Origin of the sequence: Maribacter sp. 1_2014MBL_MicDiv, assembly GCF_001865655.1 — a bacterium.
Classification (GTDB): domain Bacteria; phylum Bacteroidota; class Bacteroidia; order Flavobacteriales; family Flavobacteriaceae; genus Maribacter; species Maribacter dokdonensis.
In genome coordinates, this window is sequence record NZ_CP011318.1 from 583,932 (window position 1) to 597,740 (window position 13,809).

The 13,809-nt window shown below is 35.9% G+C and carries 8 protein-coding genes and 2 tRNA genes; 4 read left to right on the top strand and 6 right to left on the bottom strand.

Annotated elements, in window-relative coordinates; genetic code table 11:
- Nucleotides 1-376: 376 nt before the first annotated feature.
- The 3 genes from YQ22_RS02380 to YQ22_RS02390 all read right to left on the bottom strand — a co-directional run bounded on the left by YQ22_RS02380 (nt 377) and on the right by YQ22_RS02390 (nt 2,728).
- A tRNA-Pro gene (locus tag YQ22_RS02380) sits at nt 377-451 on the bottom strand.
- Between the two features lie 39 nt (nt 452-490).
- A tRNA-Ser gene (locus tag YQ22_RS02385) sits at nt 491-579 on the bottom strand.
- Between the two features lie 112 nt (nt 580-691).
- Nucleotides 692-2,728 (bottom strand): HD family phosphohydrolase, encoded by a 2,037-nt coding sequence (locus YQ22_RS02390; RefSeq protein WP_071339934.1) that lies wholly within the window; start codon nt 2,726-2,728, stop codon nt 692-694.
- 120 nt (nt 2,729-2,848) lie between these two features.
- Here YQ22_RS02390 and YQ22_RS02395 point away from each other — a divergent pair, with 120 nt between their 5' ends.
- Nucleotides 2,849-4,024, top strand: a complete 1,176-nt coding sequence (locus YQ22_RS02395) for an acetyl-CoA C-acyltransferase (RefSeq protein ID WP_071339935.1) — start codon at nt 2,849-2,851, stop codon at nt 4,022-4,024.
- Between the two features lie 16 nt (nt 4,025-4,040).
- Complete coding sequence (locus tag YQ22_RS02400) at nt 4,041-4,793, top strand: C40 family peptidase (RefSeq protein WP_071339936.1); 753 nt, start codon at nt 4,041-4,043, stop codon at nt 4,791-4,793.
- A 46-nt stretch (nt 4,794-4,839) separates the two neighbouring features.
- On the opposite strand, the gene YQ22_RS02405 is transcribed toward YQ22_RS02400, so the two are convergent.
- Both YQ22_RS02405 and gyrA read right to left on the bottom strand, forming a co-directional pair.
- Complete coding sequence (locus YQ22_RS02405; protein ID WP_071339937.1) at nt 4,840-6,102, bottom strand: tetratricopeptide repeat protein; 1,263 nt, start codon at nt 6,100-6,102, stop codon at nt 4,840-4,842.
- A 37-nt stretch (nt 6,103-6,139) separates the two neighbouring features.
- The gene (gene gyrA, locus YQ22_RS02410; protein ID WP_071339938.1) at nt 6,140-8,698 is read right to left on the bottom strand and encodes a DNA gyrase subunit A; all 2,559 of its coding nucleotides are present in this window, start codon (nt 8,696-8,698) and stop codon (nt 6,140-6,142) included.
- Between the two features lie 259 nt (nt 8,699-8,957).
- Between gyrA and YQ22_RS02415 the strand changes: the two genes are divergently transcribed.
- Entirely contained in the window at nt 8,958-11,510 is a 2,553-nt protein-coding gene (locus YQ22_RS02415; protein WP_071339939.1) for an ATP-dependent Clp protease ATP-binding subunit, read from the top strand.
- 205 nt (nt 11,511-11,715) lie between these two features.
- Nucleotides 11,716-12,114, top strand: coding sequence for a hypothetical protein (locus YQ22_RS02420; RefSeq protein WP_058105376.1), 399 nt, complete (start codon nt 11,716-11,718; stop codon nt 12,112-12,114).
- Between the two features lie 3 nt (nt 12,115-12,117).
- Here YQ22_RS02420 and YQ22_RS02425 read toward each other — a convergent pair whose 3' ends face one another.
- A complete protein-coding gene (locus YQ22_RS02425; protein ID WP_071339940.1) occupies nt 12,118-13,668 on the bottom strand; it encodes a bifunctional ADP-dependent NAD(P)H-hydrate dehydratase/NAD(P)H-hydrate epimerase in 1,551 nt (516 codons plus the stop codon).
- Between the last annotated feature and the right edge of the window lie 141 nt (nt 13,669-13,809).

A 13,809-nucleotide genomic window follows, 5' to 3' on the forward strand; every position in this document is an offset into this window, starting at 1 on the left:
AAACAGGCTTTTAAATAATAGACTTTAGACTATTCCATTTTCTTAGTTAAGATAATTCCAATGACTATTTTAGAATTTCTTATAATTTACCTTATGCGAAAATTCTATATTTTGTGAACAACGAGGGTGGATACAAGTTTAATTATGATTTATTTTTCAATAATTTCTATAGTTCGAATCCTTGTTTCCCGATGAACCTATTTCTAGAGCCCCCTTTTATAGAAGGTTAATAAAATTGAAAGTATTATGTTGACCGATTTGCTGACCTTTTATGGTGATTTTGGAACTAAAAAGTACATTTTATAAAAAGGCATTAAAAATAAAAACCTGACAATCAATTGATTATCAGGTTTTAAATGTTAACAAAATGTTAAAGTCGGGGTGGCAGGATTCGAACCTGCGACCTCCGCGTCCCAAACGCGGCGCGATAACCGGGCTACGCTACACCCCGAATTGGTTATCAAAAAATATGTCTCTCAACATACTGTTGCGGAGAGACAGGGATTCGAACCCTGGGTAAGTGTTTCCACCTACGACGATTTAGCAAACCGCTCCTTTCGGCCACTCAGGCACCTCTCCAGTAATTCTTCAATGAACTTGTTGCTCTAAATAGCGGATGCAAATGTAGTAAGTATAACTGATTATACACAACAATTTTTACGTTTTTTTTTAATAAAAAAATATCTTGCTGTTACTCAGGATATTCCACACGTAAATGATAAATATTTATAAGCTTCTGTTTGAAGATTTTCTTGATAGTCTCTATTTCTTTGAACGTAATGTCCGCATTCAAAAACTGATTTGCCTTCATTTGACCAGAAATTATTTTGTCGACAAACTCATCTATAATTAAAAATGTTGGGTTCTTTAAACTTTTTGATGCTGCTTCTACTGAATCTGCCATCATAAGAATTGCAGTCTCCCTTGAAAAAGGTAAAGGCCCTGGATATCTAAAATCCTCTTCGTTTACATTTTCATCAATTTCTTTTTGCTTCTTATAGAAATAGAATACCAAAGTAGTACCATGGTGAGAACGTATAAAATCTATAACTCGATCGGGAATATTATTCTTTCTGGCGATTTCAATGCCTTTTATTACATGGTCCACGATAATTCTAGCACTGTCTTTTGGACTAAGTTCATCGTGCGGGTTTACATTGGTTACTTGGTTTTCAGTAAAATAAGTAGGGTCGTTCATCTTACCGATATCATGATACAATGCCCCTACCCTTACCAGCATGGCATTAGCACCAATTTCATTGGCCGCAGCCTCAGCTAAATTGGCTACCTGTAAAGAGTGGTGAAATGTTCCCGGAGCCTTATTGCTTAATTCTTTTAATAGTTTGGAATTGGTATCGGAAAGCTCTAATAAGGACACATCGGACACCAATCCAAAAACTTTCTCGTAGATATAGATCAAAGGCTGAACAAACAGCGTAATCATTCCATTTAGAAGAAAAAGACCCAAGGTATACCATTCAATATCACTTAAGTCTCCCTCATGGATGGTATGAAAAGCCAAATAACCTATAATATATATTAATGTAATCTGCCCTACGCTAACAAAAAGGTTAGCCCTTTTGTATAATTCCGACACCGTTAGAATAGTAACTATTCCCGTAATAATCTGAAGAAATATATATTCAAAACTATTAGGTACCACAAAACCAAGAATAAGTATGGTCAAGACATGTACAAATAACCCTAATCTTGCGTCAAAAAAAGTTTTTAGGATCAACGGTAGAATACATAACGGGACAACAAAAACCAATTGTTCATTATACTTTATAACCATTGTGGTTACAAATACCATTAATAAAATATTGAAAAATATAAAAGTGACTTTTACGTTGTTTTCATAAACGGTTCTTCTATACTTTTTTAGGAATAAAAATAGCATGATCAATACCAATGCCACTAGAACGGTATAACCTATTAAAATAAAGTAATAATTATTGGCAGTCCACAATTCAGACTCATACTCTGACTTTAAAGACTCCAAAATCTTTAAATTTTCTGCCTCTACCACTTCTCCTTTAGCTATGATCAAACGGCCTTGATCAACGGTACCACGCGTATAAGAAAGTTTTGACAACGCCTCTGCCCTAGCTTTTTGGGTGAGATTATTATCAAAACTTACATTAGGTTCAATAATATCAAAAAATAAGGCTTGTATTTCCTTTTCAAATGCGCTGAAATTATTATCATCAAGTATAGCGCTAACCAGGTTATTGATTTCACTTACCTTTAAAAAATCTGAAACGCGTACTTTACTTGCCTCATTTCCCTTTACCAAATAAATGAAATTACGTTGTACCTGTTTGCCATTATTCTGTAATATTCCCTTTGCATAAACAGAATCTAAAATGACTTGGGCAAAATATTTTAATCGGCTTTTTTGGTTTCTAGTCAGCTCTGTATTTCCCCATTGAGACTCAAATTCATCATCAAACGACTCTCTAACTTTTTCTACTATACCCTCATCATAACTATAGTAAGGTAATTGATTATTTTCTATAATTTGCTTTTCCTTAGCTATTTCAGCATCGGTCTTTTGAATAGAAAAATCAAAAGGGGCATACAGGTTTTCAAACTGCCACGGTTTTCCTTTTTGAAACTCATATTTAAATTTACCTCCTTTGGGCAAGAAGAATACTATAAATGCAACCGCTACTACATAGAGTATATATTTGAAAATGAGCGATTGCTGTTTGAAAAGATTATCCAAAAGAAAATTGTATTAGGTTCTTCAAAAATAGAAAATAATAAACTGATAACTAGTAATTGAGATGATATCACTTGGGTTGCTTTAGAATTTAGTAATTTCGTTTCATCTAAATTTAAAAACATGAAAGAGGTAGTTATTGTTTCAGCCGTAAGAACCCCTATAGGTAGTTTTATGGGCGGATTATCCACAATACCAGCTCCAAAATTAGGAGCCATAGCTATTGAAGGTGCTTTAAAAAAAATTGATCTTAGTCCAGATGTAGTAGACGAAGTATTAATGGGCAATGTAGTTCAAGCCGGTACTGGACAAGCACCGGCTAGACAAGCTGCAATATTTGCCGGCATACCAAATAACGTTCCTTGTACAACCATAAATAAAGTTTGTGCTTCGGGCATGAAGGCCGTAATGCAAGGGGCTCAAGCAATTGCTTTGGGTGATGCCGATATTGTAGTTGCGGGCGGAATGGAAAATATGAGTCTTATACCGCATTACGTACATATGAGAACCGGAACAAAATTTGGTCCTTCTACTTTAATAGACGGAATGCAAAAAGATGGCTTGGTTGATGCATATGATCAAAATGCAATGGGCGTGTGTGCAGATGCTTGCGCCACTAAATATGAATTTAGCAGAGAAGATCAAGATGCCTACGCCATTCAATCATACAAAAGATCTTCAGAAGCTTGGGAAAACGGTAAATTCGATAATGAGGTTATTCCCGTAGCTGTTCCGCAAAGACGTGGTGAACCAAAAATGGTTACTAAAGATGAAGAATACTCAAACGTATTTATTGACAAAATACCCAATTTAAGACCGGCATTTTCTAAAGAAGGCACAGTTACCGCTGCCAATGCCTCTACCATTAATGACGGTGCCGCAGCATTAGTCTTAATGAGCAAAGAAAAAGCCCTTGAACTAGATCTTACACCTTTAGCAACAATAAAAAGCTATGCAGATGCAGCGCATGAACCAGAATGGTTTACTACAGCACCGGCAAAAGCATTACCGAAAGCGCTAGCGAAGGCTAATTTAAAATTGGAAGAAATAGATTTCTTTGAATTTAATGAAGCATTCTCCGTAGTTGGACTCGCAAATATGAAAATATTAGGCTTGAACGATAAAAACGTCAATGTAAATGGCGGTGCCGTTTCTCTAGGTCACCCATTAGGATGTTCTGGCGCACGTATATTGATTACATTACTAAATGTATTGGAGCAAAATAACGCAAAACTAGGTGCTGCAGCCATTTGTAATGGCGGTGGAGGCGCATCGGCAATCATTGTCGAAAGAGCTTAAGTTTTAAATAACATTCATGCAATACGGAATTTGTTTTTTAAGTATTCTACCTGTACGAAGCATGCCCGATGAGGCATCTGAACTGGTAACACAACTTTTGTTCGGGGAGCATTACAAGGTTTTAGAATGCAGAAAAAACTGGTCCAGGATAAAAACTGTCCTTGACAAATGTGAAGGTTGGATCATGAATAGCCAACTTATGTTTATACCTGAAGATGAATTCAATGATATTCAAACTAGAAAGGAATTGAAATATGTCTCAGATTTAATTTCTTTTGTTGAAGACCATAATAAAGTTTTAACACCAATTCTAATAGGGTCATGCATACCAGAAATTGCTTCTTTACCCATTACATTCAATGGAACATTTACAAATACAGAGCAACCAAAGGAAGAGCTGATAAAAACCGCATTGTTATACCTAAACTCACCCGAACTTAAAGATGGAAAAACGCCTTTTGGTATAGACAGTGCCGGCTTTGCCCAAATGGTATATAGAATAAACGGCTACCATCTTCTAAGAACGGCAGAAAGCCAATCTAAACAAGGTACCGCATTAAGTTTTGTAGAAGAAAGTGAGGCTGGAGACTTGGCATTCTTTGATAACGCTAATGGGGATATTGACCATGTAGGCATCATAATGGAGGATAATTATGTAATTCATGTAAATGGTAAAGTAAGAGTAGATCGCTTAGACCATACCGGTATTTTCAATAATGACCTTAGAACATACACGCATCAATTAAGAGTCATTAAAAAAGTTGTATAAAAAAAGGCCCTAATTAGGGCCTTTTTCATTTTGCTGTAAGTTAGAATTACTCTCCTAACAACTTCTTTATTCTAGTAAAGTTTTCAGTATCACCCATAGCTCCATAAATATTCTTAAGCTGTGTCATGATATTTTCATTACCAGGGTTGTTCTTCAATGCATCTTCCAAAACATCTGCACCTTGCTTGAACAAGCTATCCTTTTTCTCTTTCAATTCATCATACTTGGCAATATCCGCTCTACTATTACCTAAAGAGTTCATTTCATCAATAAGATTGTTACCTTCATTTACATAGGTTGTAGAAAGATTTAAATATGCATTGGTATATTTAGAATCAAGCTCTATCGCTTTTTTGTAAGATACACGAGCATCTTCATAATTGTCTTGCTCCATGCTAATTACACCAACGTTGTAATGTAAATCTGGATTATCTGGTGCAAGTGCTATTGCCTGAGCCATTAATTCTTTAAACTTATCTTTATTTCCTTGATTGAAATAAAGGTTTGCTTCGTTTAAAATAAGATTTACATCTTCTGGATCATTTTTTCTAGCTGCCTGATATGCTTCTAAAGCTTTTTCATCTTGCCCTAATTGAGTGTAGATCAATGCTGTATTCTTAACAATTTCAGCTTTTTTAGATGGCGTTTTTTCATCTACAGGATTGGTATAAGTACCAGATTTCACCATAAGGTCACGTTGAACTTTATCCATCTCCTCAACTTCACCTGAAGCCGCATTCGTAGCCTTATACACAACACCGCTACCATCATAACCTACTTCTTGTAGTTTGTTATAATAATCTAACGCCATTTCATAATGACCACCGTTTACAGCACTACCTGCAGCATAGTACAAGTAAGATGTATCCTTAGGACTCAATGTATAGCTCATATACAACTTCTCAGCCGCTTCTTTAAACTTATTGTTACTGTTATCGCTAACCGCAGAGTTAACCAAATCTGCAGTCAAAGCTGCCATATATTGGTTAGTCTCAGAAGAATATTTTTGTTTACCAGAAGCTTCTTCTATCTCAATAACCTTTTTGAAAGAATTCGCAGATTTTTCAAATGCATCATTATCTCCTTTTTTGGCTAAATCGCTATAAATTTTACCTCTTGTAAAGTAATATTGCGCCTGAGTTTTCTCATCAGCTGCAGCAATAGTACCTGAAGCAGCTTCAATAGCAGTTTTGGCTGCTGTAGCATCGCCAGATTTTAATGCCTTTTCCGCAGACTTTATTTCATTCTTTTGAGCAAAACCGACCATAGTAAATGTCAGTGCCGCTACAAGTAATAACCTATTTTTCATTTTTAATATATTAATTATTAGTGTTTATTATTTAAGTTTATTCTTCGGTATCAGGATTATCAATCTCTGTGCCATCTTTTTCTTCAGTATCATTTACTTCAGTTGCACCCTCCGTATTCACTTCAATATCAAGGATTTCAGATTCTTCAAGATCATCTTCATCCTTCATAACCTTAGCAACGGCAGCAATAGAGTCGTTACCTTTAATATTGATCAACCTAACACCTTGTGTAGCTCTTCCCATAACACGTAAATCCTCTACGCTCATACGAATTGCTATTCCAGATTTGTTGATAATCATTAAATCATCAGAGTCGGTAACGTTTTTAATAGCTACAAGTCCGCCCGTTTTATCAGTAACACTAATAGTCTTAACCCCTTTACCTCCTCTATTGGTAACCCTATAATCTTCTATACTAGATCTTTTTCCATAACCTTTTTCAGAAACAACTAAAATTTCTTCCTCAAAATTATGAACCGACACCATACCGATTACTTCGTCTTCATCATTTGCCAAAGTTACACCTCTAACACCAGAAGCATTTCTACCCATTGGTCTAGTTTTACTTTCTTCAAACCTAATTGCCTTACCAGACTTAAGTCCAAGGAATATTTGACTTGTTCCCGTGGTCAACTTAGCTTCTAGCAACTCATCACCATCTCGAACGGTAATGGCATTGATACCATTTTGACGTGGTCTTGAATATTGCTCTAAAGATGTTTTCTTAACTACACCTTTTTTAGTAGCCATAATCACATAATGTGCATTTATGTAATCTTCATCCTTTAAATCTTGCGTACAAATGAACGCCTTTACGCTATCATCCTGTTCTATATTTATCAGGTTCTGAATTGCCCTACCTTTAGACGTTCTACTACCTTCAGGTATTTCAAACACGCGCATCCAGAAACATTTTCCTTTTTGCGTAAAGAACAACATATATTGGTGGTTGGTACCAACGAACAAATGCTCTAAGAAATCTTCATTTCTGGTTGAGGATGCTTTTTGACCTACACCACCTCTATTTTGCGTTTTGTACTCGGTCAAAGGAGTTCTCTTGATATAACCTGCGTGAGAAATGGTAATTACCACTTGCTCATCTGGAATCATATCTTCCATGCTAAGATCTCCACCTGCTACATTGATTACAGACCTTCTTTCATCGCCATACTTTTCCTTAACCTCAAGAAGCTCATCTTTGATGATTTGCATTCTTCGCTCCTTTTTATCAAGAATATCTTTTAAATCGGCAATAAGAAGCATAATTTCATCATACTCGGTTCTAAGCTTATCTTGCTCCAGACCTGTCAACTGACGTAAACGCATTTCAACAATGGCCTTGGCTTGAATCTCACTTAATTTAAAGCGTTCAATTAAGTTGTTCCTTGCCTCATCAGCATTATTGGAAGCTCTTATTATTGCAATTACCTCATCTATATTATCAGAAGCAATTATTAAACCTTCTAGTATATGGGCACGATCTTCAGCTTTTTTCAACTCGAACTGAGTACGCCTAACCACTACTTCATGTCTATGCTCAACAAAATGATGTATCATTTCCTTGACATTCAACAACTGCGGTCTACCATTTACCAATGCAATATTATTTACACTAAATGAGGATTGCAATGCCGTATACTTGTACAACATGTTCAATACTATATTAGGAATAGCATCTCTCTTTAAAATGTAAACGATACGCATACCGTTACGGTCAGATTCATCTCTAATGTTAGAGATACCCTCTATCTTTTTATCATTAACAAGATCGGCAGTTTTCTTGATCATATCTGCCTTGTTCACCTGATAAGGAATCTCTGTAACCACAATACACTCCCTTCCCTGAACCTCTTCAAAGCTAGCCTTTGCACGTATTTTTACACGACCTCTACCTGTATGAAAAGCCTCTTTAACGCCATCATAACCATATATAATACCACCGGTTGGAAAATCTGGTGCTTTAATATGGGTGATCAGCTCGTCTATTTCAATTTCATTATTATCAATATAGGCCACCGTACCATCTACCACTTCAGATAAATTATGAGGAGGCATATTGGTAGCCATACCTACCGCAATACCAGACGCACCGTTCACTAAAAGGTTTGGCACCCTTGTTGGCAAAACCGTAGGTTCTTTTAAAGAATCATCAAAATTCAATTGATGATCAACTGTTTCTTTATCAATATCAGCCAACATGTCATCTGCAATTTTACGCATACGGGCTTCCGTATAACGCATTGCTGCAGGACTATCACCGTCTATTGATCCAAAGTTACCTTGACCATCTACAAGCATGTAGCGTAAACTCCATTCTTGAGCCATACGCACCATGGTATCATATACAGAAGTATCACCATGTGGGTGGTACTTACCTAAAACTTCCCCTACAATACGTGCAGATTTCTTATGTGAGCTATTACTTCTAACTCCTAATTCATGCATTCCGAAAAGAACTCTTCTGTGTACGGGTTTTAATCCGTCCCTAACATCTGGCAGGGCACGTGACACAATGACCGACATTGAGTAATCAATGTAGGCAGATTTCATTTCCTCTTCAATATTAATGGGAATCAATTTTTCACCGTCAGCCATTTTAAAATCTTCTGTTTTTTAATTAGTAAAAAAGCATGCCAATATACTTAAATCCTAGGCGTTTCAAGAATATGTGGATTTAATAATATTAATTTTTATTAACACTTGGCAGAGTTATGTTAATTTTTACTTTATCCGCTAATTTCGTACTTATTAAAGCGGGTTTTAATGGCTTTTACAATAACTTTAACGATTATAGGTACGGTATTTGCCAATGATTGGATGAGATTTAGTAATTTTATAGAAGATAATATAGTATATGGATGATAATTTTTCCCCAAGAGTAAAGGATGTTATTGCTTATAGCAAGGAGGAAGCATTGCGACTTGGTCACGATTTTATCGGTACCGAGCACCTCATGCTTGGGCTTCTTAGAGATGGAAACGGGAAGGCCATTAGCATTTTAGATGCTTTAGAAGTCGATTTAGAACACTTACGTAGAAAGGTAGAAATCCTAAGTCCTTCTAACCCTAACGCTAGTGGCGTACAAAAAGATAAAAAGAACTTGCATTTGACAAGACAAGCTGAACGTGCTTTAAAAACAACTTTTTTAGAAGCTAAACTTTTTCAAAGTTCTTCTATAAATACTGCGCACCTTCTACTTTGTATCCTTAGAAATGAAAACGATCCTACAACAAAACTTTTACATAAACTTAAGGTCGATTACGACGGTGTTAAAGAACAGTTTAAATTTATGATTACAAGTGATGACGATATGGTAGATGGCCCAACGGCCGAATCTTTTCCAAGTGACTCTGAAGAGTCCAATGAAGGAAAAGAAAGCACCTTTGGCTCTGCTTCTAATCAAAAAGGTGCCAAAAAATCTAAAACTCCGGTTCTGGATAATTTTGGTAGGGACCTTACACAGATGGCAGAGGAAAATAAACTGGACCCTGTTGTTGGTAGAGAAAAAGAAATTGAAAGGGTTTCACAAATTCTTAGCCGAAGAAAAAAGAACAATCCACTGTTAATTGGTGAGCCAGGTGTTGGTAAAAGTGCCATTGCAGAGGGTCTTGCACTTCGAATAATCAATAAAAAAGTTTCAAGAATTCTGTACAATAAAAGAGTGGTAACACTTGACCTTGCTTCTTTGGTTGCCGGGACTAAATACAGAGGACAGTTTGAAGAACGCATGAAAGCGGTCATGAACGAACTTGAAAAGAATGATGATGTCATTTTATTCATAGATGAAATTCATACTATTGTTGGTGCCGGTGGCGCAACTGGAAGTTTAGATGCTTCAAATATGTTTAAACCTGCATTGGCAAGAGGCGAAATTCAATGTATTGGTGCAACTACTTTAGATGAATACAGACAATATATTGAAAAAGATGGTGCCCTAGAAAGACGTTTTCAAAAGGTTATTGTAGAACCTACTTCTGTTGAAGAAACAGTAGAGATTCTACATAATATTAAAGGTAAATACGAAGACCACCATAATGTAACCTATACTGACGAAGCTATTGAAGCTTGCGTAAAACTTACAAATAGGTACATGACCGATCGTTTTTTACCGGACAAGGCTATCGATGCTTTAGATGAAGCTGGATCTAGAGTACACATTGTTAATATGGATGTTCCAAAGCAAATTCTTGAATTAGAAAAGAAATTGGAAGATGTTCGTGAACTTAAGAACAGTGTGGTAAAAAAGCAGAAATACGAAGAAGCTGCTAAATTACGTGATGACGAAAAGAGTCTGGAAAAAGAACTTGCCATAGCCCAAGAGCGATGGGAAGATGACAGTAAACTGAACAAAGAAACCGTTAGCGAAGAAAATGTTGCCGATGTTGTTTCAATGATGAGCGGTATACCTGTTAATAGAATAGCGCAAACAGAAAGTAATAAATTAGCTGGTCTACCAGAATTGATCAAATCTAATGTTATTGGTCAAAACGATGCCGTTGCAAAGGTTTCCAAAGCTATACAGCGTAATAGAGCGGGACTTAAAGATCCCAACAAGCCAATTGGCTCATTTATATTTTTAGGTCAGACCGGTGTTGGTAAAACCCAACTTGCCAAAGTATTGGCAAAAGAACTTTTTGATTCTGAAGACGCACTTATACGTATTGATATGAGTGAGTATATGGAGAAGTTTGCCATCTCTAGATTGGTAGGTGCCCCTCCAGGATATGTAGGTTATGAAGAAGGTGGTCAACTAACAGAAAAAGTTAGAAGAAAACCGTATTCGGTAATACTTTTGGATGAGGTTGAAAAGGCACACCCAGATGTTTTCAATATGCTTTTACAGGTATTGGATGATGGTTTCTTAACAGATAGTTTAGGTCGTAAGATCGACTTTAGAAATACTATCATTATTATGACCTCCAATATTGGAGCTAGACAATTAAAAGATTTTGGACAAGGTGTAGGTTTTGGTACAGCTGCAAAAAAATCTCAGGAAGATGCTCACCAGAAAGGTGTTATTGAAAATGCCTTAAAGAAAGCGTTTGCCCCAGAGTTTTTAAATAGAATTGATGATGTTATTGTATTCAATGCCCTGGAAAGAGAGGACATTCATAAGATCATTGACATAGAACTAGCTAAATTGTTCAAGAGAATCAAGGATATTGGTTATCACTTGAATCTTACCGACGAAGCAAAAGACTATATTGCTGAGAAAGGTTTTGATAAGCAGTATGGTGCAAGACCGCTAAAAAGAGCAATTCAAAAATACATTGAAGATGCCTTAGCGGAAGAAATAGTGAATTCCAAGCTTAAGGAAGGTGACAGTATTTATATTGATCTTGACAAAAAGAGCGAAGAATTGACCATTAAGATTGAAAAAGCCGAGGAAGAGTCTCCTAAAACATAGATTTTCTCAATTTTACAGTATAAAAAAAGAGCCCTTGTTAGGGCTCTTTTTTCGTACAATACCTTCTAAGTCGTAAGAATAGAAATACAGCCATTCATAGCTATACGCAGTACGAACGATATTTTCGCGTTTAAACTAAAATTTTGCACAAAGATTGTAGTTCACTTTACTTTCGCTCAAGACACACTATATTAATACTGAAAGAATGAAAGTTGGATCTACCAAGAAAAAAGTAATTGTGCGAGAGTACGAATTAGAAACAGGCAAAATTCAGGTTTATGAGAATTACATGGTATCCATCTTTGACGAGGGCGCTACATTAACATTAGAAAGAGCTTACCAAATTATTGGTATAGCTGAAATTCATTTTAGAGATAAGAATTTTGGGTTCATTAGTCTACGTAGGCACTCATTTGCCATTGACCCAACCATTTACAACTACTTAAAACAACTAGACAATCTTAAAGCTTTTGCAATCGTTTCAGTAAAAGAAATCGACATGCATAACTTTAAGATCGAAAAACTTTTTTACAAAAAGCCTATGAAATTCTTCATAGAATTTGATAACGCATTAAAATGGGTTAAAAGAAGGGTGAATTCTTAAGAATTATTGATTGGACTGATTTTCTTCTTCCGTAACGGGTTGTTCTGGCAATTTAAACAAATCCAAATATGCATTTGCCAAATTATCTATAACATCTGAAGCGGTTAAGGACTGAAAACCAGTAGACTCTACGGCTATATCTCCAGATCTGCCATGTAAATAGACCCCAAAGATTGAAGCATCCAGTGCCGGGTAACCTTGCGCCAACAACCCTGTAATTACACCTGTTAACACATCACCTGTTCCTGCTGTAGCCATACCAGGATTACCAGTGGTATTTACATATCCCTTGTCATTATAAACCACAATAGTGTGTGCACCCTTTACAACTACAATACAATTATATTTTTTTGAAAACTCCTTTACTTTTTTCAACTTTTCAAAGTCATCTTTCCAACTACCGATCAATCGCTCCAACTCTTTTGGATGAGGCGTTAAAATAGTTTTTTCAGGAAGCTCTTTTAACAGTTCTTTCTTTTTAGAAAGTATATTAAGTGCATCTGCGTCAATTACCAAAGGAGATTTATTTTGCGCTAAGAAACTTGCAAATGCCTTAATAGACACATCGCTTGTACCCATTCCCATTCCTATCCCTACAACACTTGGCTCAATATCAAACTTAATTTCAGTAAGTTCATTTTCTTCAAGATCTGTCAACACCATTATTTCGGGTAATGCGGTCTGCAATATAGTATAACCAATTCTGGGAACATAGGATGTGACCAACCCGCTACCGGCACAAAGAGCAGCCTTAGACGAAAGACAAACGGAACCTATTTTCCCATAACTTCCACCAACAATTAATGAATGACCATAGGTACCCTTATGTCCAAATTTTTCCCTAGGCTTATACAATGTCAATACTTCATTCTTCCCTATTAACTCATATTCCGTTTCGGTCTGCATTAAATACTCAGGATCCAAACCTATATCCAATACCTCCCATTGTTCAATGAAACCACCAGTTTCCGGCAAAAAGAAAACTAGTTTGGGAGTTTGAAAACTCAATACATAATTAGATTTTATAATAGCATCAAAATTTTCAGGTCCTTGATCGGTGAACAATCCTGAAGGAATATCAATTGAAAGAATAAATGCCTTAGAATTATTTAAGTGCTGAATAACTTTTATCACCCAATCATCAGGTTTTCTATTTAAACCTATTCCAAAAATGCCGTCCACAATGATATCTTCCCTACTTATTGCCGGTAGCTCATCTTCAGAATTCATAAAATGCGGCCAAACTTTTCGATCTTTTAATCGATCTAGGTTAATTAAAAAGTCTTTTGACCTCTTTTCACTATAATTGATAACATATACTTCTAAATTATAACCATGATCCACAAGATGCCTAGCCAGCGCAATACCATCGCCCCCGTTATTACCTATTCCACAGAATAAATGAATTTTCACTGGAGCTCCTTGCATACGCAAATGCATCCAATTAAAAAGTTGCAAAGCAGCACGTTCCATTAATTCATTACTACCAATTTCCTCCTTTTTTATAGAAATCTGATCTGCTTTATAAATTTGTTTTGCGCTATATAATTTCATTCTTTATTGTATTTATATCTAAAAAATAACTATTCCGTAAAAAATTGTGGAATGATTTGTTTAAGTTATCAAATATACTACTTTTGACTTTCAACCATTAGTATTTATGGACTGCTATATAACAGACATAACATTAGATTT